This window comes from Comamonas faecalis, from assembly GCF_039538025.1.
Lineage (GTDB): Bacteria > Pseudomonadota > Gammaproteobacteria > Burkholderiales > Burkholderiaceae_C > Comamonas_C > Comamonas_C faecalis.
Genome location: NZ_BAABBP010000020.1, coordinates 20,373 through 40,212, shown reverse-complemented (window position 1 = coordinate 40,212; position 19,840 = coordinate 20,373). Strand labels below are relative to the sequence as shown.

The window sequence follows — 19,840 nt, the reverse complement described above, 5'->3', positions numbered from 1 at the left end:
GACGTGCGACGCAGCCCAGACTGGGTGTCTGGACAAGGAGCGCAACGAAGAGTGGCGCAGTTTTGAGTATGTTCCCTTCGGGTTGCGATCAAAAGGGCCATCGCCGGCGTTGCCAGCCTTGCCAAGGGTGGCACCTTGGCTGCGGCTGGCGCCTTGGCGAGTGGCCCTTTTGATCACAACGCATCCGTCAAAAATAGCGTTAACAGGCCCTACTTCAGATTGCCCGACAGAAAGCGCGCCAGCCGCTCGCTGCGCGGGTTGGCCATCACTTCGCGCGGATCGCCCTGCTCCTCGATCACGCCCTGGTGCAGAAAAATCACCTGGTTGGAGACCTCGCGGGCAAAGCCCATCTCATGCGTCACGACCAGCATGGTGCGCCCCTCCTGGGCCAGCACCTGCATCACGCGCAATACCTCGCCCACCAGCTCGGGGTCAAGCGCGCTGGTCGGTTCATCGAACAGCATCACCTCGGGCTCCACCGCCAGCGCGCGGGCAATCGCCACGCGCTGCTGCTGGCCGCCGCTCATGTGGTTGGGGTAGGCATCCTCGCGCCCCTGCAGGCCGACGAGCTGCAGGTATTTGCGCGCACGCTCCACGGCTTCGCCCCGCGACAGGCCCAGCACGTGGATGGGCACCTCGATGATGTTGCCCAGCACCGTCTTGTGCGCCCACAGGTTGAAGTGCTGGAACACCATGGCCAGGCGGGTGCGCAAGCGCTGCAGCTGCTTCTGGTCGGCCGCCTCCAGCGCGCCACCGCTCCCCGGGCGCAGCGCGAGCTCCTCGCCCGCCACCAGGATGCGGCCCTGCTGCGGGCGCTCCAGCAGGTTGATGCAGCGCAGCAGCGTGCTCTTGCCCGAGCCCGAGCTGCCGATGATGCTGATCACGTCGCCCGCATGCGCGGTGAGCGACACGCCCTTGAGCACCTCGTTGGCGCCGTAGCGCTTGTGGATGTCCAGGGCCTGGAGCTTGACGGGGGTGGTGCGGTCGTTCGTCGAATCGTTCATTTGCGCGGCGCCAGATAGCCGAGGAAGCGCCGCTCGACCAGCCTGGAGCAGCCCAGCAGCGCAAAGGTGATGCACAGGTAGATGGCCGCGGCAAACAGATAGGCCTCGAACGGCAGAAAGAAGTCGGAGTACACGCGGCTGGCCGCGCCCGTCAGATCCAGCACCGCGGGCACGGTGCTCGCCAGGCTGGAGCTGTGCAGCATCATCACCACCTCGTTGCCATAGGCAGGCAGCATGCGCCGGATGGCGCTGGGCAGGACGATGCGGCGCATCATCAGCGCGTGGCCCATGCCCATGGCGCGTGCGGCCTCGACCTCGCCCTTGCCGGTCTCACGGATGCTGCCAGCCAATGTCTCCGCCGTGTAGGCGGCGGTGTTCAGGCTGAACGACAGCAGTGTGCAGAAGAACGGCTCCTTGAAATAAGTCCAGGGCCAGACCGCGTCCCAGTGCGCCTGTATCCAGGGCAGCTGGGCCACGCCGTAATAGATCAGGTAGACCTGAATCAAGAGCGGCGTGCCGCGCATGAAGTAGGTGAAGGTGCGGGCCGGCCAGTGCAGCCAGGGGCGGTGGCTGATCAGCGCCAGCGAACACGCCAGCGCCAGCACCGCGCCGCAGCCCAGGCTGTAGAGCGTCAGCTGCAGCGTGACGATCAGCCCCTGCCAGTACAGCGCCAGCGTCGCGGGCTCGAAGATGACGTCCCAACTCACAGCAGCTGCACCTTGTCCGCGCCCAGGCTGTAGCGCGCGCTCACCAGGCGCAGCGCCCACAGCGACAGCGAGGTGAACATCAGGTACAGCCCGGCGGCAAACATGAAGAAGGCAAACGGCTCACGCACCGCGGCGCTGGACTGCTTGGCGAGATACGTCATGTCGTGCAGGCCGATCAGGCTGACCAGCGCAGTGGCCTTGATCAGCACCAGCCAGTTGTTGGTGAAGCTGGGCAGCGCATAGCGCACCATCTGCGGCAGCGTGATGCGCACAAAGGTCTGGAAGCGCCCCATGCCGAAGGCCCAGGCGGCCTCCATCTGACCTCGCGGAATCGCGAGGATGGCGCCGCGAAAGGTCTCGGTCATGTAGGCGCCGTAGATGAAGCCGATGGTCAGCACGCCGGCGACGAACGGGTCGAGGTCGATGCCTTCCTCGTATCCCAGCCATTCCAGCAGGTTGTTCAGCCCGATGGCGCCGCCGTAGAAGACGAGCAGCATCATGAGCAGCTCGGGCACGCCGCGCACAATGGTGGTGTAGACGCTGGCGCCCCACACCAGCGGCCGGTTGCCCGAGAGCTTGGCCGCGGCGCCCACGAGGCCCAGCAGCGTGGCCACGGCCAGCGACGCCAGCGACACGCCCACGGTCAGCAGCGAGCCGTGCAGGATGGCCAGGTAGTAATCGTTCATCAGCAACAGGTTGAGCGCCGGGCCTTGGGTGGCGGGCGCTCAACACCACATCTCATTTGCCGTAGGGGTCGAAGTCGAAGTATTTCTTGGCAATCGCCTCATAGGTGCCGTTGGCACGGATGGTGTCGATCGCATCGTCAAGCTGCTTCTTCAGCTCGCCGCGGCCCTTGCGCATGGCAATGCCGATGCCCTCGCCGTAGTACTTTTCTTCGTACTGGTCGTGGCCCACGTAGCCGTAGTCCTTGCCCTCGGGCTTGCTCAGAAAGCCGCCGTTGACCTCGACCTTGTCGGCCACGGTGCCATCCAGGCGGCCCGCCTCGATGTCCAGATAGACCTGGTTCTGCGACTGGTAGGGCACGACGGTGACGCCCGCCGGCGCCAGCTCGCCCAGTGCCCATTTCTCCTGCGTGCTGCTCTTGAGCACGCCGATCTTCTTGCCCTTGAGCGAGGCCGGGCCGTCATACGCCGTGCCTTTTTTCACGACGATGGCGCTGGGCGTCTTGTAATAGCGCTTGGTGAAGTCCACCACGCGGGCGCGCTCGGGCGTGATCGACATCGAGCTGATCACCACGTCGTACTTGCGCGCCTGCAGGCCGGCAATGATGCTGTCCCACTCGGACTCGACGAACACGCACTTGCGCTTGATCTGCTCGCACAGCGCATTGGCGATGTCCACGTCAAAGCCGACGATCTCGCCCGTGGCGGTCTTGGACTCGAACGGCTCGTAGGCCGGGTTCAGGCCCACGCGCAGGTCGGCGGCCTGCGCGCCGCCGGCAAGAGCGGCCAAGGCCAGCGTGATCATGAATTTCCGCATTGCAGTCTTCCTTGAAATCATCAAAGCAGCGATTGTCGCCGCATCCGCGGCGTGCTTTGGCAGCGCACTTGTCGCCTGCGCTGCCGCGCACTGTCCTATTGCACTGCCTTGGAGCTGGGCGGCTGGCGCGAGGCAGCGGCAAACAGCTGGGGCACGTCGACCGCATCGAAGCGGTACTGCTGGCCACAGTACTCGCAGCCCACCTCGACCTCGCCGCGCTCTTGCAGCACGCTGCGCACCTCGTCCTCGCCCAGCGTGCGCAGCATCTGCGCGACGCGCTCGCGCGAGCAGGTGCAGGCAAAGCGCGGGCCGTCCGCGCCGCTGCGCGGCATGAAGCGCAGCAGCCGCTCCTGCCAGAACAGGCGGTGCAGGATGGCGTCCACGTCCAGGCTCAAAAGCTCCTCGCGCGTCAGGCTGGCGGCCAGCGTGGCGATGCGCTGGTAGTCCTCGTCCTCGCCGTCGCCCGCGCCGCCCGCCTGACCCTGCAAATTGGCCTCGCCCGCCACCGGCATGCGCTGCACCATCAGGCCGGCGGCGACGTCGGCGTTGGCCGCCAGCACAAAGGTGGCGTCCAGCTGCTCTGACTGGCGCATGTACTGCTGCAGCACCTGGGCCATCTGCTGCAGCGGCCTGCCATCCTCGCCCTGCAGCGCAACCACGCCCTGGTAGGGCTGCTGGCCCGGCTGACGGTCGCGCGGGTCGAGCGTGATCGCGCAGCGCCCGCCTCCGCCCACCTGCACCAGGTCGGGCAGAGCGGCATCGGGCGCCACCTCACCGATCACCGACGCGGTGGCGCGCAGGCGCAGGTCGGACTGCACTTCGGCGACCGCCAGCTTGACCGGGCCATCGCCAAACACCTGGAACACCAGCGCGCCGTTGAACTTGATGCGCGACTGCAGCAGCACGCCGGCGGCCGCCATCTCGCCGAGCAGCGCGGCCACCGGGTCGGGCCAGCCGCCGGTTTGCGTATTGGCCGCACGCCGGCGCAGGATCTCGCCCCAGGCATCGGTCAGGCGCACGATGGAGCCTCGCACGGGCAGGCCGTCAAAAAGAAAAGTGTGAAGTTCAGACACGTCGTGAAAATGGTTTGCAGGCGCGTGGCGCCGGTGTCAATCGCTGCCTGGGACGGAAGGGGCCGGCCCATCGATGCGGCGCAGGCCTGCTTTGAAGCGACGCGCGTTGTCAACATAGTGTCGCGCGCTCTGGCGCAGCCCCTCGATCTGCTCGGACGTGAGCTGGCGTACCGCCTTGGCAGGCGAGCCCAAAATCATAGACCCATCGGGAAATTCCTTGCCCTCGGTCACCAGGGCGCCCGCGCCCACCAGGCAATTGTTGCCGATGCGCGCGCCGTTCAGGACGATGGCGCCGATGCCGATCAGCGCGTTGTCGCCAATCGTGCAGCCGTGCAGCATCACCTTGTGGCCCACGGTCACGCCGCGGCCGATCACCAGCGGCATGCCGTGATCGGCGTGCAGGACGCTCGCGTCCTGTACATTCGTGCCCGCGCCAATCGTGATGGTGTCGGTGTCACCGCGCACCACGGTGCCAAACCACACGCTGGTGTCCTCGCCCAGCTGCACCCGGCCCATCACCTGCGCGCTGTCCGCCACCCAGCTGGAAGCGGCCACCTGCGGCGCCACGCCGTCGAGCTCATAAATCGCCATTGCCCACGTCTCCATGCATTGTTTCAACCAGGGCGCCATTGTAGAGACGGCACCCGCCGCCCCCGCGCAGTGCGCGACAGCCCCTGCATCGCTGCGCGCCCAGGCACTGGCCGCGCTGCAGCTTGCCGACCCCGACGCCAAATGCGCCGCCGCGCTTGCGCTGCACGCGCTCGCTGCCACGCTGGCGCCCGATCCGGGCGAGCAGCTGGCCTGCGCCGCCGCCCTGCCCGGCCACCCGCCGCGCCCGCAGCTGACCGACCATCTGAGCGTGCCGCGGCGCTCTCCAGCCACGCGCGAAGGGCGCGCAGCGCTGATCCACTCGATCGCTCACATCGAGTTCAACGCCATCAACCTGGCGCTGGACGCGGCCTGGCGCTTTGCCGGCATGCCCGAGGCCTTCTACCGCGACTGGCTGCGCGTGGCCGCCGACGAGGCGCGCCACTTCCTGCTGCTGCGCGACCACCTGCGCGCGCAGCTGGCCAGCGACTACGGCGACTTTGCCGCGCACCAGGGCCTGTGGAGCATGTGCGAGAAGACCGCGCACGACATCACCGCGCGCATGGCGCTGGTGCCGCGCACGCTGGAGGCGCGCGGGCTGGATGCGACTCCGCTGATCCAGCGCAAGCTGCGCCAGGTGGGCACGCCCGACGCGCTGGCCGCGGTCGCCATCCTGGACACCATCGTGCGCGAGGAGGTCGACCACGTGGCCATCGGCAACCACTGGTACCAGTGGCTGTGCGCGCGCCTGGGCCTTGACGCCGCTGCGCACTACGCCGCGCTGGTGCAGCGCTACCAGGCGCCGCGCCCGCGCCCGCCGCTCAACGAGGCCGCACGGCGCGCCGCCGGCTTCAGCGACGCCGAAATCGCCTGGCTGCAGCAGGGTTGACGCCTGCGCACCACGCCTACAGCCCGCGCAGCAATAGCCGATAAGGCCGAAAGGGCCCCGGCCGTTCTTTCCTACAATGCGCCCTGACTGCCCCACCCCAGCCTGCCCGATGGACACCGACGCCCTTCCCTCCGACCACAGCCCGTCGCCGCCCAGCCACGGCGCGATGATTGCGCGCCAGGCCATCATGAACGCCCAGCAGGTCGTGGTGGGCTACGAGCTGTTCAACCGCGCACGCACCAGCACCGCCCATACGGCCGCCAGCGACATGGTGCTGGTGTTCACCGCGCTGTCGCACGCCGGCACCGAGGAGCTGGTGGGCAAGATGCTGCTGTTCGTCAACTGCACGCACGAGAGCCTGAGCGGCGGCCACCTGGATCTGATCAACCCCTACAAGGTCGTGCTGGAGATCCCGTCGCTGGGCCACGCGGCGCAGGACGAGGTGCAGGCGCGCCTGCCCATCCTGCAGGAGCTGCGTGCGCGCGGCTTCAGCCTGGCCTTCGGCCACCAGGTGCTGGAGCAGACCTACGCGCCCTGGCTGGCGCTGGCCGACTACATCAAGATCGACCTGTCGGTGCTGCCGCCCGACCAGGTCAGCGTGCTGATCAACTACGCCGCGCGCCAGTCGCAGGCCGAGCTGATCGCCGAGAAGATCGAGACCGCGCAGCAATACGACATGGTCTCCTCGCTGGGCGTGCAGTTGTTCCAGGGCTACTGGTTCTCGCGCCCCACGCTGGTGGAGACCAAGCTGCTCACGCCGGCGCAGACCAGCACCATCGAGCTGCTCAACCTGGTGCGCAACCAGGCCGAGGTCGGCCAGCTCGAAGACGCGCTGAAGAAAGACGCGGCCCTCACCTTCAACCTGATGCGGCTGATCAACTCCGCCGGCCTGGGTTTTGCGCACGAGATCACCTCGGTTCGCCAGGCTGTGATGCTGCTGGGCCTCAAGCGCCTGTTCCGCTGGGCCGCGCTATTGCTGACGGCCGCGCGCGACGGTGAGACACCGCCCGCCGTGGGCCAGACCGCGGTGCTGCGCGGACGCTTCATGGAGCTGCTGGCGCAGCAGGCGCTGCCCCCGGACGCGGCCGACAAGGCCTTCGTCACCGGTATTTTTTCGCTGCTCGACCAGATGCTGGGCCTGCCGCTGGACAAGGCCGTGGATCTGCTGCAAATGCCCGACGAGGTGCGCGGCGCCCTGCTGCGGCACGACGGGGCGCTGGGCCAGTTGCTGCAGCTGGCCCAGGCCTGCGAGAGCAGCAGCGGCAGCACCTGGGAGCAGTTGGGCAGCGCGCTTGAGCTGAGCAGCGAACAGATCAACACCGCCCATTTGCAGGCCATGGCGTGGATGAACCAATTGCGCCTGTGAGCACGCCTCCCCTCCGACCCAGAGCCACTTTGCCCTCATGACGAGCACTCCAGAACCGGCCGCCGCGCCCGCCGGCGGCGCCAACGCCATCCTCATCGCCCGCCAGGCCATCCTGGACGAGAAACGCTCGGTCTTCGGCTACGAGCTGTTCGACCGCACGACCAGCGCCGGCGCCCACACGGCCGACACCGACGCGGCGCTGCTGTTCAACGCGCTGTCGGACGCCGGCTCGGAAATGCTGATGGACCGCAAGATCGTGTTCATCAACTGCACGCATTTCAGCCTGGTCGGCCCGCACCTGGAGCTGATCCACCCGGACAAGGTGGTGCTCAAGATCCCCACGCTGCCCGAGGACGCGACGCCCGAGCAGATCGAGACGCTGGTCAGCGTGTTCCAGAAGCTGCGCGAGCGCGGCTTTCGCCTGGCCTTCAACCAGAACGCGCTCAAGCGCGCCTACGGCAGCTGGCTGCCGCTGGCCAGTTTCATCAAGCTGGACATGCAGGCCTTCAAGCCCGAGCTGGCCGAGCCGCTGGTGCAGTTCGCGCGCAAGCACTCCAAGGCCACGCTGGTGGCCGAGAAGGTGGAGACGGCCGAGGAATACGAGCGCATGCGGGCGCTGGGCATCACGATGTTCCAGGGCTACTGGTTCGCCGAGCCGACGGTAGTGCGCGTGCAGACCATGCGTCCGTCGCAGGCGGCCATCATCCAGCTGATCAACCTGGTGCGCACGGAGGCCGAGATCGACGACATCGAGGAGCTGCTGAAGAAAGACCCGACGCTGTCGTTCAACCTGCTGCGCTTCATCAACTCCTCGGGCCTGGGCCTGTCGGTGGAGATCACCTCGTTTCGCCACGCGGTGATGATCCTGGGCATGAAGAAGCTGTTTCGCTGGGCGGCGCTGCTCATGACCACCTCGCAGACCAGCGGCGTGTCGCCCGCCGTCGGCCAGACCGCCGTGGTGCGCGGGCGGCTGATGGAGCTGCTCACCGCCGAGCTGCTGGCGCGCGAGGACTGCGACAACGCCTTCGTCGTCGGCGTGTTCTCGCTGCTGGACACGATGATCGGCATTCCGCTCGATCGCGCGCTGGAGTCGGTCGCGCTGCCCCAGTCCGCGCTTGACGCGCTGCTGCACGGCACCGGCAAGTACGCGCCCTTCCTGGAGCTCACGCGCGCCTGCGAGACCGGCGACGACGAGGCCTTTGCACGCAACGCACAGCTGCTGCAACTGTCGGGCCACCAGGTCAACATGGCGCACCTGAACGCACTGACCTGGGCCGAGGAGCTGCAGTCAGGACTCTGAGGCCCGTTCCGGCCTTCTCCAGGGTGGCGCGTTTCGCCGGACAAGAAACGCAATCAGCCGCGCGGGTGGTGCTGCGCATGCAGCGCCTTGAGCCGCTCGCGCGCCACGTGGGTGTAGATCGTCGTCGTTGAAATGTCGGCGTGGCCCAGCAGCAGCTGCACCACGCGCAGGTCGGCGCCGTGGTTGAGCAAATGCGTGGCGAACGCGTGGCGCAGCGTGTGCGGGGACAGCGGCGCCGTGATGCCGGCGCGCTGCGCGCACTGCTTGACGATGACCCAGAACATCACCCGCGTCATCGCGTGGCCGCGCTGGGTGACGAACAGGTCGTCGCTGTGGCGCCCCGCCAGGATGACCGCGCGCGCGTCGCCCAGGTAGCGCTCGATCCAGCCACGCGCCACCTCGCCAAACGGCACCAGCCGCTCCTTTGCGCCCTTGCCGACGACGCGCAGAACACCGTCCGCCAGCGCGACCTGGAAGGTCTTGAGCCCCACCAGCTCGCTGACGCGCAGGCCGCTGGCATACATCAGCTCCAGCATCGCGCGGTCGCGCAGGCCCAGCGGCGTGGCCACGTCGGGCGCGGCCAGCAGCGCCTCCACCTGCGCCTGGCTGAGCGTGCCGGGCACGCGCAGCGGCTGGCGCGCCGACGCCAGGCGCAGCGTCGGGTCGCCCGCCACCCGCCCCTCGCGCAGCGCCCAGCGGTAAAAGCGCCGGAACACGGTCAGGCGCCGGTTGGCCGTGGTCGCGCGCGTACCGCTGTGGCGGTGGGCAAAGTAGCCGCCCAGGTCATGCTCGCCCGCCTGCAGCAGCGCCACGCCCTGCCCGGCCAGCCACTGCGCCAGCGCCTGCAGGTCGGCGCGGTAGGCCTGCAGCGTGTTGCGCGACAGCCCCTGCTCCAGCCACAGCGCGTCGACGAAGGCATCGATGATTGCAAGAGAGGCGCCGTCGACGACGGGCGCGTCCGGTGCGGGGTGTGAATCAGAAAGGGCCATCGAAGCGTGGAAACCAGAGCGGTTACGGGGCTGGGGTTGAGAGCGTGTTTACGATTTTTTCATGATGCCCGCAATGCAGCAAAAAGCCGCAATCGAGGCGCGCGCCGCAGGCCATGCTGGTAGCCTGGACAAGGTGCGCAACGCTGAGTGCGGCTTTTTGCTGCATTGCCCGAAGGGTTGCCCCGCAAAAGCAACGTCTGCGGCGCAAGCAAATACTCGCCGGGCCACCGGCCCGGCTGCGCTAGCTGCCATAGCAGCCACCGCTTTTGCGGGGCAACGGGCACTATGAAAAGATCGTAAACACGCTCTGAGGGAAATTCCCGACGGCAGGCGTGCGGCGCAAGCCGTGTTTGCGCCGCGCTTGCGTTATTCTGGCCGCTTTTCAGATACGACTGGAGACAAGACAATGCGTTGGTTTCACAAGATTGGATGCACGCTGGGGCTTGGCTTGGGCCTGGCGCTGATGGCGCCGGTGGCGCAGGCGCAGCAGCAACAGTTCGTCAACGTGCTGACGGGCGGCCAAAGCGGCGTGTACTACCCGCTGGGCGTGTCGCTGGCGCAGATTTTCGGCAAGGCCATTCCCAATGCCCGCGCCACGGCGCAGGTGACCAAGGCGTCGGCCGAGAACCTGAACCTGCTGCAGGCCGGCCGCGGCGAAGTGGCGTTCACGCTGGGCGACGCGGTCGAAGACGCCTGGTCGGGCGACGCCGAGGCAGGCTTTCCCAAGAAGCTCGACCGCCTGCGCGGCTTCTCGGCCACCTACAACAACGTGATCCAGATCGTCGCCAGCGAAGACTCGGGCATCAAGACGCTGGCCGACCTCAAGGGCAAGCGCCTTTCGGTGGGCGCGGCCAAGTCGGGCACCGAGCTGAACGCCCGCGCCATCCTGAAGGCCGCCGGCATCAGCTACCAGGATCTGTCCAAGGTCGAATACCTGCCGTTCGGCGAATCGGTCGAGCTGATGAAGAACCGCCAGCTCGACGCCACGCTGCAGTCCGCGGGTCTTGGCGTCGCCTCGATCCGCGACCTGGCCAGCGCGGTCAAGATCGTGATCGTCCCCGTGCCCCAGGACGTGGTCGCCAAGGTGGGCAGCCCGGTCTACCTGCCCACGGTCATTCCTGCCAACACCTACACCGGCCAGACCGAGGATGTGCAGACCGCCGCCATTCCCAACTTCCTGATCACGCACTCCAAGGTGCCCGACGATCTGGTCTACGAGATGGTCAAGGCGATGTACGACAACATCGACACGCTGTACGCCGCGCACAACGCCGCCAAGGCCATCAAGCTGGACAACGCGCTGGCCGGCATGCCCGTGCCGCTGCACCCGGGCGCCGAGCGCTACTACCGTGAAAAAGGCCTGATCAAGTAAGCGCTTCCTGCAACCGACGAAGGCAACCGGCGCACGACGCCGGTTTGTCCGTTCTGGACGGCCGTACCGCGCCGCCCCGCCCTGGAGACAACCCGTGACCTCTTCCACTGACGCACCGCCGGCCGTCGCCGCATCCATCGCACAGGCCGAGCAGCTGATCGTCCCTCAGCACGACAAGCTCGACTGGCGCCACGCCGTGTTCTGGGTGGCGCTGCTGTTCTCTACTTTTCAGATCATCACGGCGGCCTTCAGCCCGCTGTCCAGCCAGGTGGTGCGCGCCATCCACGTCGGCTTCGTGCTGTTGATGATTTTTCTGATGTATCCAGCCTTCAGCAAAAACGGCGCAGGCTACAAGCCGCTGGCCTGGCTGCTGGGACTGGCCGGCTTTGCCACCGGCCTGTACCAGTGGATGTTCGAAGTCGACCTGACGCACCGCGCGGGCGACTTGACACAGGCCGACTGGGTGGTCGGCATCGTGCTGGTGCTGCTGGTGTTCGAGGCCGCGCGGCGCATGATGGGCTGGGCGTTGCCCATCATCTGCGGGCTGTTCCTGGCCTACGGACTGTGGGGCGAGTTCCTGCCCATGGCGTTTCAGCACCGCGGCTACGGCGCCGACCAGATCATCGGCGTGCTGTCGTTCGGCACCGAAGGCATCTACGGCACACCCACCTATGTGTCGTCGAGCTACATCTTTCTGTTCATCCTCTTCGGCGCCTTTCTGGAGCAGGCCGGGATGATCCAGCTGTTCACCGATTTCGCGATGGGCACCGTCGGCCACACGCGCGGCGGGCCGGCCAAGGTGTCGGTGATCAGCTCGGGGCTGATGGGCACGATCAACGGCTCGGGCGTGGCCAACGTGGTCACCACCGGGCAGTTCACCATTCCGCTGATGAAGCGCTTCGGCTACTCCAGCGCGTTTGCCGGCGGCGTGGAGGCCACGTCCAGCATGGGCGGGCAGATCATGCCGCCGGTGATGGGGGCGGTCGCCTTCATCATGGCCGAGACGCTGAACATCCCCTATGTCGACGTCTGCATCGCCGCGACGATTCCGGCCATGCTGTACTTTGCGACCGCCTTCTGGGTGGTGCACCTGGAGGCCGGACGCAAGAAGCTGCTGGGCCTGGCCAAGGAGGACTGCCCCAACCCCTGGACTGCCGTCAAGCGCCAGTGGTATCTGCTCATCCCGCTGATCGGCCTGGTCGTGCTGCTGTTCTCGGGCTACACGCCGCTGTTCTCGGGCACCGTGGGCCTGGGCCTCACCGCCATCCTGATCTTTGGCGCCGCCTGCATGCAGGGCGTGCGCGGCACCAGCCTGCGCGTGCTGTTCTGGCTGCTGCTGGCCTTTGCCACCTCCGGTTTTTTCAAGTTCGGCGTCGGCACCTTCTTCGTGCTGATCGCGCTGCTGGTGGCGCTCACCTACATCCTGCGCACCGGGCGGGATGCGCGCAAGCTGGCGGTGCAGGCCATGGTGGACGGCGCGCACCACGCGCTGTCGGTGGCGATCGCCTGTGCGCTGGTCGGCGTCATCATCGGCATCATCAACCTGACCGGCGTGGCCGCCGAGCTGGGCGGCTACGTGATCGCGCTGGGGCGCGACAACCTGCTGCTGGCGCTGGTGCTGACCATGCTCAGTTGCCTGGTGCTGGGCATGGGCATTCCGACGATTCCCAACTACATCATCACCAGCTCGCTGGCCGCGCCCATCCTGCTCGAACTGGGCGTGCCGCTGATCGTCTCGCACATGTTCGTGTTCTATTTCGGCATCATGGCCGACCTGACGCCGCCGGTGGCGCTGGCGGCCTTCGCCGCCGCGCCGATCGCCAACGAGTCGCCAATGAAGATCGGCGTGACCGCGGTGCGCATCGCAGTGGCCGGCTTCATCATGCCGTACATGGCGGTGTACTCGCCCGAGCTGATGCTGCAGGGAGGCACCTGGGCCGCGACCGTCTACGTGGTGTTCAAGGCGGTGATCGCCATCGGCCTGTGGGGCGCAACCTCCATCGGCTACCTGTTCGCGCCGCTGAACTGGGCGGAGCGCACCTGGGCCTTTGCCGCCGCCTGCCTGCTGGTGGTGGCCGCGCCCTGGACCGACGAAGTGGGCTTTGCCGCCGCCGCGCTGTTCGTGCTGTGGCATCTGTGGCGCTCGCGCCGGCCGGCCATGGGCGCACTGGCCTGAGAGGCTGAGAAGCCAGGACTCCATGCTCGGCATCTGCCTGGTGCTGGCCGGCGCCGCGGCTGCGGCGCCGGTCTTCATCCCCGCCACTCACTTCACGCTGGCCTGGACGCACTCGATCGAGAAGGTGCGCTGGGAGGAAGACTGGCGCGTGCTGGACGCGCCGCCGCGGCTGGAGATCACCGCAGCGCGGGTGCGCGGATCGGCCGCCGGCATGGAGCCGCCCGATGACGCGCAGCTCAAGGACGGCTGGTACACCTACCGCCCGGCCACGCCCGCGCCCGACCTGCTGCGCCTGACGCGCTCGCCCTACACTGCCGACTTCGACCTGTGCCCCCAGGGCCAGGGCTGCGCACCCATGGGCCGGTGGCTGGCCTCGGACGGCGGCGTCACGCTGCTGAGTGCCTGCGCTTCTTCCCCGCGTCCATGAACTACGCCGAACTGCTTTTCCCCGATTTCTCGCTGATCCTGGCCGGCTACCTGGTCTGCCGCCTTACCGCGCTCAACCGCAGCGTCTGGCAGCCGGTGGAGGCGCTGGTGTACTACCTGCTGTTTCCGGTGCTGTTGTTCCACTCCATCGTCAAGACGCCGATCGAGGTCGGAGAAATGTCGCGCCTGATGGCTGCTGGCCTGGCAATGACGGCCGGCGGCATCGCGCTGTCGCAGCTGCTGGCGCGCCTGCCCGGCCTGCGCCAGCGCATCGCGCCGCGCGAGCACGCAGGCGCGGCGCAGGTGGCGTTTCGCTTCAACACCTTCGTCGCGCTGGCGCTGGCCGACCGCCTGGCCGGCGCCGCCGGGCTGCAGTTGGTGGCGGTGCTGGTCGGCGTGTGCGTTCCGCTGGTCAACCTGGCCGCCGTCTGGCCCATGGCGCACCATGGCAACCAGCGCGTGCTGCGCGAGCTGGCGCGCAACCCGCTGGTCATCGCCACGGTCAGCGGCCTGGCATGCAACCTGGCGGGCCTGCAGCTGCCCGGCTGGGCCACGCCGCCGCTGCAGCGCATCGGCGCGTCGGCCATTGCCCTGGGCCTGATGGCCGCCGGCGCCGGCCTGCAGTGGGGCCACCTGCAGCACAACCGCACGCTCAGCGCCGTGGTGCTGACCATTCGCCACCTGCTGCTGCCGCTGTGGGCCTGGGCGCTGGTGCGGCTGATGGGCCTGGACGCCACGCAAAGCGCGGTGCTGATGGCCTTCTCGGCCCTGCCCACCGCGTCCAGCTGCTACGTGCTGGCCGTGCGCATGGGCTACAACGGCCCCTATGTCGCCGGGCTGATCACGCTGTCCACGCTGCTGGCGCTGGCCAGCCTGCCGCTGGCACTGGGGGTGCTGCGCTGACGGCGACGGCGGCAGGCGCTCACTCGTTCACATACCAGATGGTCTTGGTCTGCTGGTACTGATCCAGCGCCTCCAGGCCGTTGTCGCGCCCGCCAAAGCCCGATTGCTTGTAGCCGCCGAACGGGGTGGTGATGTCGCCCTCGGAGAAGCCGTTGATCGACACCGTCCCCGCCTTGATCGCACGGGCCATGCGCTGCGCGCGAAACACGTCGCGGGTGTAGAGCGACGCGGCCAGGCCGTATTGGCTGTCGTTCGCCAACGCAATCGCCTGGGCCTCGGTGTCAAAGCCGGTGATCGCCAGGATGGGGCCGAAAACCTCCTCCTGAAACAGACGCGAGCCGGGGTGCACCTCGTCAAAAATCGTCGGCTCGACATACCAGCCGCTTCCCAGGTCGGCATGCACGCGCCCGCCGTGCACCAGGCGCAGGCCTTCGCTGGCGGCGCTTTGCAGAAAACCGTGCACCTTGTCGAAATGCGCCTTCTCCACCAACGGGCCGATCTGGACCGCCTCGTCGGTCGGCAGGCCCACCTTCCAGTCGGCCAGGCGCGCCTGCAGCCGCTGCAGCAGCGCCGCCTTGACGCCCGACTGCACGATCAGGCGCGAGCCGCAGCTGCAGTTTTCGCCCATGTTCCAGAACGCCGCGGCCAGGACATGATCCACCGCAGCGTCCAGATCGGCGTCGTCAAAAATGACCTGCGGACTTTTGCCGCCGCACTCCAGCACGATCTCCTTGAGGTTGCTGTCGGCCGAGTACCGCAAGAACAGGCGCCCCACTTCGGTGGAGCCGGTGAAGGACACCACGTCGATGTCCGGGTGCAGGCCGATGGCGCGGCCCACCTCCTCGCCCAGGCCGGTGACCAGCTGCAGCGCCGCTGCCGGCACGCCGGCCTCGTGGGCCAGCTCTGTCATGCGATAGGCCGACAGCGAGGTCAGCTCCGCCGGCTTGACGATGACCGAGTTGCCCGCCGCCAGCGCCGGCGCGACCTTCCAGGCGTACATCTGCGCCGGAAAATTCCACGGCAGCACCGCGCCGACCACGCCGATCGGCTCCTTGACGATCAGGCCCAGCGCCTGCGGCCCGGTGGGCGCCACGCGGCCATAGCATTTGTCGATGGCCTCGGCATACCAGCGGAAGGTGTCGAGCGTCGCCGGCAGGTCGGTGTTCAGGCATTCGGTGATCGGCTTGCCCGCGTCGACGCAGTCCAGCGCGGCCAGTTCCTCGGCATGCGCGGCCATCAGGTCGGCCCAGGCCAGCATCACGCGCTTTCGCTCGGCGGGCGGGCGCTGCGACCATTCGCCCGACTCGAAGCTGGCGCGCGCGACCTGCACGGCTCGGTCGACATCGGCCGCCGTGCCCGCCTCGATCGAGCCGATGCTGCTGTTGTCGATCGGCGTGGTGTTGTCCAGAACCGCGCCCGGGGCGTCATGGCCGCCGATCAGATGACCGGCCCACAACTTGGCCGCGCGGGCCTGCGCAAAAATCTGTTCCTTGGTCTGGGGCATGGCGCAGTCCTCCTCAGGCCTGGTAGGCGTCGAGCAACGCGGCAAAGGCGTCGGCGTCCTGCTGCGCCAGCGGCGACAGCGGCAGGCGCACGGCGCCGGCCTGTACGCCGTGGCGGCGGCAGCCAAGCTTGGCCTTCTGGTTGTAGCCGCCGGACTCCATCGACTGGATCGCGGGGTACATGCCGCTCATCAGGCGGCGCACCTCGTCCCAGTCGCCCTGGGCGGCGGCGCGCACCATGGCGGCCTGCTCGGCCGGAAAGACGTTGGCGCCGCCGCTGATCCAGCTGCGCACGCCCCAGAACAGGAAGTCGGCCGCCATGTCGTCCGAACCGCTGACGATCTGAAAATCCGGAATGCGCGCCTGGATCAGCGCCAGTGCGCGGTTGAAGCTGCCGCTGCTCTCCTTGATGCCGACGATGTTGGGCACGCGCGCCAGCGCAATCACCGTGTCGACCTCGATCTGCACGCCGACGCGCTGCGGGAAGTCATACATCACGATGGGCAGGTCGGTCGCCGCCGCGACGGTGCGGAAATGCGCGGCAATGCCGTCCTGGTCGGGCAGGCTGTACGGCGGCGTCGACAGCATCAGGCCGTCGTAGCCCAGCGCCTTGGCCTGCTCGGCGTAGGCAATGGCCTGCGGCGTGGACAGAGCGTTGATGCCGGCAACCGCCGTCACCCGTCCGCGCGTTGCCTCGGCCACGGTGCGCAGCACCAGTTCGCGCTCGTCGGCCGACAGCGCGTAGTACTCCCCCGTCGTGCCGCAGGCCACGATGCCGGCCACGCCGGCGTCGACGAAGCGGTCGACCAACTGGCGCAGCGCGGCCGCATCGACACGGTCGTCGGCGGTAAAGGGGGTGACGATTGGGACGAGAACACCATCGAGTTTCATGGGATTTCCTTGGTTAATGGACGGTAGCCTCGAACGAGGCACAAGGGAAAAACTGGCGCAATCGCACTAAAAACCGACGATTCGCTGCGGCAGCCATGTGGCAAGCACCGGGAACAGCGCCACCAGAATCAGCGTCACGATCTGCACCAGGATGAACGGGACGACACCCCGGCACACCTGGCCATATTTCATGTCGGGCGGCGCGATCGACAGCAGGTAGAAGATCGACGACGCCATCGGCGGTGTCAGGTAGCTGGTCTGGATGACGATGATGACCAGCGTGCCGAACCAGATCGGATCCACGCCCGCGGCGGTCAATACCGGCAGGAACAGCGGCACGCAGATCAGCACGTTGGCCGTCCAGTCCAGAACGAAGCCGAGCAGGAAAACAATGCCCAGGAACAGCACCAGTGTTCCGGCCAGGCCCAGCCCCATGTCCGAGATCAGTGCCTGGATCAGGCGCGAGCCGCCGTTGGCGGCAAAAATGCCGGTGAACATGATGCCGCCCGCGACGATCAGCATGATCATCGACGAGATGCGCACCGTGATGGCCAGCGACTCGTGCAGCACCTTCCAGCTGAACTTTCCGTAGGCAATGCACAGGATCAGCGCGCCTATCGCACCCACTGCCGCAGCCTCGGTGGGCGATGCAACCCCGGCCATCAAAGAGCCCAGGACCGCAATGATCAGCAGCATGGTGGGCAGCAGCCCGCTGGCCGTGATCTTGAGTTTCTCCATCACCGGCAGCTGCATGTCCGCATCGTTGGCGGGCGGCCCCTTGTGCGGCTGCACGATGCAGGTGCCGATGATGTAGAGGATGAACAGGCCCACCATGATCAGGCCTGGGAACAGCATCGCGGCAAACAGCTCGCCCACGGAAATCTGGGCCAGCGATGCGTACACCACGGCCACCACCGAAGGCGGGATCATCGTGCCGAGCGAGCCGCCGGCGCAGATCGTTCCGGCGATCAGCGAGTTGTCGTAGCGAAAGCGCTGCATCGCCGGAATGGCCATCAGCCCCACCATGACCTCGACCGCGCCGACGACGCCGGCCGCAGCTGCAAACGTGGCGCCCATGGCAATCGTGGCCACGGCCAGCCCGCCGGGCAGGCGACCCAGCCACAGCTGCATGGTGCGAAACAGGCGTGCTGCGATGCCCGAGCGCTCCAGGATCGCGCCCATCAGCACGAACATCGGGATGGCCGAAAGAATGTAGTTGGTGGCCGCCGAATACAGGCCGCCATAGAGCTGGTTGAACATCTGGCCGCCAAAGGCAAACCAGCCTGCCACCAGCGCCGGAATGATGAGCGAGAACGAAACCGGTATGCCCAGGAAGATGAGCAAAAACATGCCCGGGAACATCAGCGCGGCAATGGTCTGGTTCATGGCCGGCCTCCCTGTGCAGACTGGCCTCGATCGCTGAACCCACGCAGCCCCTCGGCCACCAGCTGCAGGGTCAGGGCCACCAGCCCCACACCGATCAGCAGGTAGAACGGCCACATCAGCGGCGCCCAGGGGCTGACGGTTTCCACCTCGTTGCGCTCCCAGGCCCGCCATGTGCGCGACAGCGCAATCCACGCCAGCGTGCCGAAGAACGGCGCCAGCACGAGCAGGTAGGCGACCCCCTGCACCACCGCGTTCACCGAAGCCGGCAGGCGGTTGCGCAGAACGTCGATGCGGATATGGGCGTCCTCGCGCAGCACATAGGCGACCCCGAGCAGGAACAGGGCGCCATTGCTCATGTAGGCGATGTCGAAGGCCCAGTTGGTCGGCGCGGAAAACACATAGCGCGCAACGACCTCGTAGACCATGGCCAGCGTGAGGACGGCGGCGGCCAGCGCAGCGAGCTGCGAAGCGCACCACGACACGGCGTTGGCGAATCGGGACAGGGCATGGAGCATGGCGGCCTCGCTGCGGCAATCAATCGCGGATCAGATAGCCGCTCTCGGCCTTCCAGCGCCTGTGGTAGCCCTCGTAGTCGGCCAGCACCTCGGCCATCTGGGGCTTGCCTGCTGCCTTTTGTGCATTCGCCGTCTTGCGCATCCAGTCATAGCCGGCATCCGACAGCTGCTTGATGAACGACGCATCGAGCGTGATCACTTCGTTGCGGCCGCCGCGGTATTTCTCCATGGCCTTCATGTCGGCGTCATAGAAGAAATCCAGGCTCTGCTCGGTGGTGAGCTGGGCCGCGGCTTCAACCAGCGGTTTCAGATCCTGGGGAACCTTGTTCCAGGTGTCCTGCTTGACCACCACTTCCCACATGAACGTGGGCTGGTGCACGCCGGGGACGACGATGTATTTGGCCGCCTGGTGAAAGCCCTCGGGCATGTTGGCCGAGGGCGGAGCCCACTCGACGGCATCGACCCCCTTGCGCTGCAGCAGGGTGTAGGTCTCACCTGGTGGCACCACGGTCGGCACAGCACCGAAATAGTCGCGCATGACCTCGGCCCAGGCGCCCGATGTGCGGTACTTCAGCCCCTTGAGATCCTCGGCACTGCGAATGGGCTTGTTGGCGTGCGCCAGGATTTCCGACGAGCCAATGCCGACGATCATGGTCTTGAGCCCTTGCTGGGCGCGCAACTTCTCCAGCCGCTCCTTGCCACCGCCCTGGTACAGCCAGGCCTTGTAGGCATCCGGGCCCATTCCACCAGGGAAGCCGGCAAAAATGGCATTGATCGGATCCTGGTTGACCAGATAGCTGGACGTGGAGTGGCCTGCTTCGACCACGCCGTCCTGCACCGCATCGAACACCTTGAGCGCGGGCACGATGACGCCTGCGCCAAAGGGCTGGATCTCCACCCTGCCGGAAGTAATGACCTTCACATTCGTGGCGAAACGCTCCAGAAAATTTTGATAGAAGGGCGAGCCTTCCGGCACCGACGTGGGAACGCGCCAGGTGACGTCCGCAGCGTTGGCGCCACTCCATACCCCGACCGAAATCGCCAGTGCCGTCAGGGCACGTTTGAACAACTTCATGGTTTTCTCCTGTGTGCTGAAACGCAGCGACCATCCGCCACCGCAGCCGTAAGTATCTTGTAAATATATTTATAGGATATTGGTAAAACACCTGATAGTGGGCCGAGCGGCGCACAAAAGTTACCGCTCATGCGTTTGAAGAAAAGGCTGCCTCCGCAGATCCGCCAGCCACCGGCCG

Annotated in this window: 19 protein-coding genes; 7 read left to right on the top strand and 12 right to left on the bottom strand. The window is 67.1% G+C overall.

Features of this window, described 5'->3' with window-relative positions:
- Positions 1-209: 209 nt before the first annotated feature.
- The 6 genes from ABD767_RS11540 to ABD767_RS11515 form a co-directional block, all read right to left on the bottom strand.
- Complete coding sequence (locus ABD767_RS11540; RefSeq protein ID WP_103046347.1) at positions 210-1,004, bottom strand: ATP-binding cassette domain-containing protein; 795 nt, start codon at positions 1,002-1,004, stop codon at positions 210-212.
- Positions 1,001-1,711, bottom strand: a complete 711-nt coding sequence (locus ABD767_RS11535; protein ID WP_103046346.1) for an ABC transporter permease subunit — start codon at positions 1,709-1,711, stop codon at positions 1,001-1,003. Before ABD767_RS11535 ends, ABD767_RS11540 begins: the two co-directional genes overlap by 4 nt.
- Entirely contained in the window at positions 1,708-2,397 is a 690-nt protein-coding gene (locus ABD767_RS11530) for an ABC transporter permease (RefSeq protein WP_344869697.1), read from the bottom strand. Before ABD767_RS11530 ends, ABD767_RS11535 begins: the two co-directional genes overlap by 4 nt.
- Before the next feature lie 52 nt (positions 2,398-2,449).
- The gene (locus ABD767_RS11525) at positions 2,450-3,211 is read right to left on the bottom strand and encodes a transporter substrate-binding domain-containing protein (protein ID WP_103046344.1); all 762 of its coding nucleotides are present in this window, start codon (positions 3,209-3,211) and stop codon (positions 2,450-2,452) included.
- A 95-nt stretch (positions 3,212-3,306) separates the two neighbouring features.
- A complete protein-coding gene (gene hslO / locus ABD767_RS11520; RefSeq protein ID WP_103046343.1) occupies positions 3,307-4,284 on the bottom strand; it encodes an Hsp33 family molecular chaperone HslO in 978 nt (325 codons plus the stop codon).
- A gap of 36 nt (positions 4,285-4,320) precedes the next feature.
- The gene (locus tag ABD767_RS11515) at positions 4,321-4,875 is read right to left on the bottom strand and encodes a DapH/DapD/GlmU-related protein (protein WP_103046342.1); all 555 of its coding nucleotides are present in this window, start codon (positions 4,873-4,875) and stop codon (positions 4,321-4,323) included.
- A 13-nt stretch (positions 4,876-4,888) separates the two neighbouring features.
- On the opposite strand from ABD767_RS11515, the gene ABD767_RS11510 reads away from it, so the two are divergent.
- The 3 genes from ABD767_RS11510 (at position 4,889) to ABD767_RS11500 (ending at position 8,427) form a co-directional block, all read left to right on the top strand.
- The gene (locus ABD767_RS11510; RefSeq protein ID WP_103046341.1) at positions 4,889-5,761 is read left to right on the top strand and encodes a DUF455 family protein; all 873 of its coding nucleotides are present in this window, start codon (positions 4,889-4,891) and stop codon (positions 5,759-5,761) included.
- Positions 5,762-5,870: 109 nt separating this feature from the next.
- Positions 5,871-7,127: an EAL and HDOD domain-containing protein gene (locus ABD767_RS11505; protein WP_344869696.1), complete on the top strand. Its 1,257-nt coding sequence runs from the start codon at positions 5,871-5,873 to the stop codon at positions 7,125-7,127.
- Positions 7,128-7,164: 37 nt separating this feature from the next.
- The gene (locus ABD767_RS11500; RefSeq protein WP_103046340.1) at positions 7,165-8,427 is read left to right on the top strand and encodes an HDOD domain-containing protein; all 1,263 of its coding nucleotides are present in this window, start codon (positions 7,165-7,167) and stop codon (positions 8,425-8,427) included.
- Between the two features lie 53 nt (positions 8,428-8,480).
- Here ABD767_RS11500 and xerD read toward each other — a convergent pair whose 3' ends face one another.
- On the bottom strand, positions 8,481-9,416 hold the full coding sequence (gene xerD, locus ABD767_RS11495) for a site-specific tyrosine recombinase XerD (RefSeq protein WP_103046339.1): 936 nt from the start codon (positions 9,414-9,416) through the stop codon (positions 8,481-8,483).
- 406 nt (positions 9,417-9,822) lie between these two features.
- Here xerD and ABD767_RS11490 point away from each other — a divergent pair, with 406 nt between their 5' ends.
- The 4 genes from ABD767_RS11490 to ABD767_RS11475 all read left to right on the top strand — a co-directional run bounded on the left by ABD767_RS11490 (position 9,823) and on the right by ABD767_RS11475 (position 14,293).
- Positions 9,823-10,788, top strand: coding sequence for a TAXI family TRAP transporter solute-binding subunit (locus tag ABD767_RS11490; protein WP_103045983.1), 966 nt, complete (start codon positions 9,823-9,825; stop codon positions 10,786-10,788).
- A gap of 94 nt (positions 10,789-10,882) precedes the next feature.
- Positions 10,883-12,964, top strand: coding sequence for a TRAP transporter permease (locus ABD767_RS11485; RefSeq protein ID WP_344869695.1), 2,082 nt, complete (start codon positions 10,883-10,885; stop codon positions 12,962-12,964).
- A gap of 22 nt (positions 12,965-12,986) precedes the next feature.
- Positions 12,987-13,391, top strand: coding sequence for a DUF1850 domain-containing protein (locus ABD767_RS11480; protein WP_103045982.1), 405 nt, complete (start codon positions 12,987-12,989; stop codon positions 13,389-13,391).
- The gene (locus ABD767_RS11475; protein WP_103045981.1) at positions 13,388-14,293 is read left to right on the top strand and encodes an AEC family transporter; all 906 of its coding nucleotides are present in this window, start codon (positions 13,388-13,390) and stop codon (positions 14,291-14,293) included. The genes ABD767_RS11480 and ABD767_RS11475 overlap by 4 nt, the downstream gene beginning before the upstream one ends.
- Before the next feature lie 19 nt (positions 14,294-14,312).
- Here ABD767_RS11475 and ABD767_RS11470 read toward each other — a convergent pair whose 3' ends face one another.
- The 5 genes from ABD767_RS11470 to dctP all read right to left on the bottom strand — a co-directional run bounded on the left by ABD767_RS11470 (position 14,313) and on the right by dctP (position 19,662).
- Positions 14,313-15,797 carry an aldehyde dehydrogenase family protein gene (locus ABD767_RS11470; RefSeq protein ID WP_103045980.1) on the bottom strand — a complete coding sequence of 495 codons (1,485 nt, stop codon included), beginning with the start codon at positions 15,795-15,797 and terminating at the stop codon, positions 14,313-14,315.
- A 13-nt stretch (positions 15,798-15,810) separates the two neighbouring features.
- The gene (gene dapA / locus ABD767_RS11465; RefSeq protein WP_103045979.1) at positions 15,811-16,686 is read right to left on the bottom strand and encodes a 4-hydroxy-tetrahydrodipicolinate synthase; all 876 of its coding nucleotides are present in this window, start codon (positions 16,684-16,686) and stop codon (positions 15,811-15,813) included.
- A 66-nt stretch (positions 16,687-16,752) separates the two neighbouring features.
- Positions 16,753-18,072 carry a TRAP transporter large permease subunit gene (locus ABD767_RS11460; protein ID WP_103045978.1) on the bottom strand — a complete coding sequence of 440 codons (1,320 nt, stop codon included), beginning with the start codon at positions 18,070-18,072 and terminating at the stop codon, positions 16,753-16,755.
- Positions 18,069-18,587 carry a TRAP transporter small permease subunit gene (locus ABD767_RS11455; RefSeq protein WP_103045977.1) on the bottom strand — a complete coding sequence of 173 codons (519 nt, stop codon included), beginning with the start codon at positions 18,585-18,587 and terminating at the stop codon, positions 18,069-18,071. Before ABD767_RS11455 ends, ABD767_RS11460 begins: the two co-directional genes overlap by 4 nt.
- A 19-nt stretch (positions 18,588-18,606) precedes the next feature.
- Positions 18,607-19,662, bottom strand: coding sequence for a TRAP transporter substrate-binding protein DctP (dctP, locus tag ABD767_RS11450; protein WP_103045976.1), 1,056 nt, complete (start codon positions 19,660-19,662; stop codon positions 18,607-18,609).
- Positions 19,663-19,840 lie beyond the last annotated feature (178 nt).

What these genes read in the sequence shown, in the direction of transcription:
- ABD767_RS11540 (WP_103046347.1), bottom strand. Translation starts at nt 1,004, where the DNA reads ATGAACGATTCGACGAACGACCGCACCACCCCCGTCAAGCTCCAGGCC.
- ABD767_RS11530 (WP_344869697.1), bottom strand. Translation starts at nt 2,397, where the DNA reads ATGAACGATTACTACCTGGCCATCCTGCACGGCTCGCTGCTGACCGTG.
- ABD767_RS11525 (WP_103046344.1), bottom strand. Translation starts at nt 3,211, where the DNA reads ATGCGGAAATTCATGATCACGCTGGCCTTGGCCGCTCTTGCCGGCGGC.
- ABD767_RS11515 (WP_103046342.1), bottom strand. Translation starts at nt 4,875, where the DNA reads ATGGCGATTTATGAGCTCGACGGCGTGGCGCCGCAGGTGGCCGCTTCC.
- ABD767_RS11510 (WP_103046341.1), top strand. Translation starts at nt 4,889, where the DNA reads ATGCATTGTTTCAACCAGGGCGCCATTGTAGAGACGGCACCCGCCGCC.
- ABD767_RS11505 (WP_344869696.1), top strand. Translation starts at nt 5,871, where the DNA reads ATGGACACCGACGCCCTTCCCTCCGACCACAGCCCGTCGCCGCCCAGC.
- ABD767_RS11500 (WP_103046340.1), top strand. Translation starts at nt 7,165, where the DNA reads ATGACGAGCACTCCAGAACCGGCCGCCGCGCCCGCCGGCGGCGCCAAC.
- xerD (WP_103046339.1), bottom strand. Translation starts at nt 9,416, where the DNA reads ATGGCCCTTTCTGATTCACACCCCGCACCGGACGCGCCCGTCGTCGAC.
- ABD767_RS11490 (WP_103045983.1), top strand. Translation starts at nt 9,823, where the DNA reads ATGCGTTGGTTTCACAAGATTGGATGCACGCTGGGGCTTGGCTTGGGC.
- ABD767_RS11480 (WP_103045982.1), top strand. Translation starts at nt 12,987, where the DNA reads ATGCTCGGCATCTGCCTGGTGCTGGCCGGCGCCGCGGCTGCGGCGCCG.
- ABD767_RS11475 (WP_103045981.1), top strand. Translation starts at nt 13,388, where the DNA reads ATGAACTACGCCGAACTGCTTTTCCCCGATTTCTCGCTGATCCTGGCC.
- ABD767_RS11470 (WP_103045980.1), bottom strand. Translation starts at nt 15,797, where the DNA reads ATGCCCCAGACCAAGGAACAGATTTTTGCGCAGGCCCGCGCGGCCAAG.
- dapA (WP_103045979.1), bottom strand. Translation starts at nt 16,686, where the DNA reads ATGAAACTCGATGGTGTTCTCGTCCCAATCGTCACCCCCTTTACCGCC.
- ABD767_RS11460 (WP_103045978.1), bottom strand. Translation starts at nt 18,072, where the DNA reads ATGAACCAGACCATTGCCGCGCTGATGTTCCCGGGCATGTTTTTGCTC.
- ABD767_RS11455 (WP_103045977.1), bottom strand. Translation starts at nt 18,587, where the DNA reads ATGCTCCATGCCCTGTCCCGATTCGCCAACGCCGTGTCGTGGTGCGCT.
- dctP (WP_103045976.1), bottom strand. Translation starts at nt 19,662, where the DNA reads ATGAAGTTGTTCAAACGTGCCCTGACGGCACTGGCGATTTCGGTCGGG.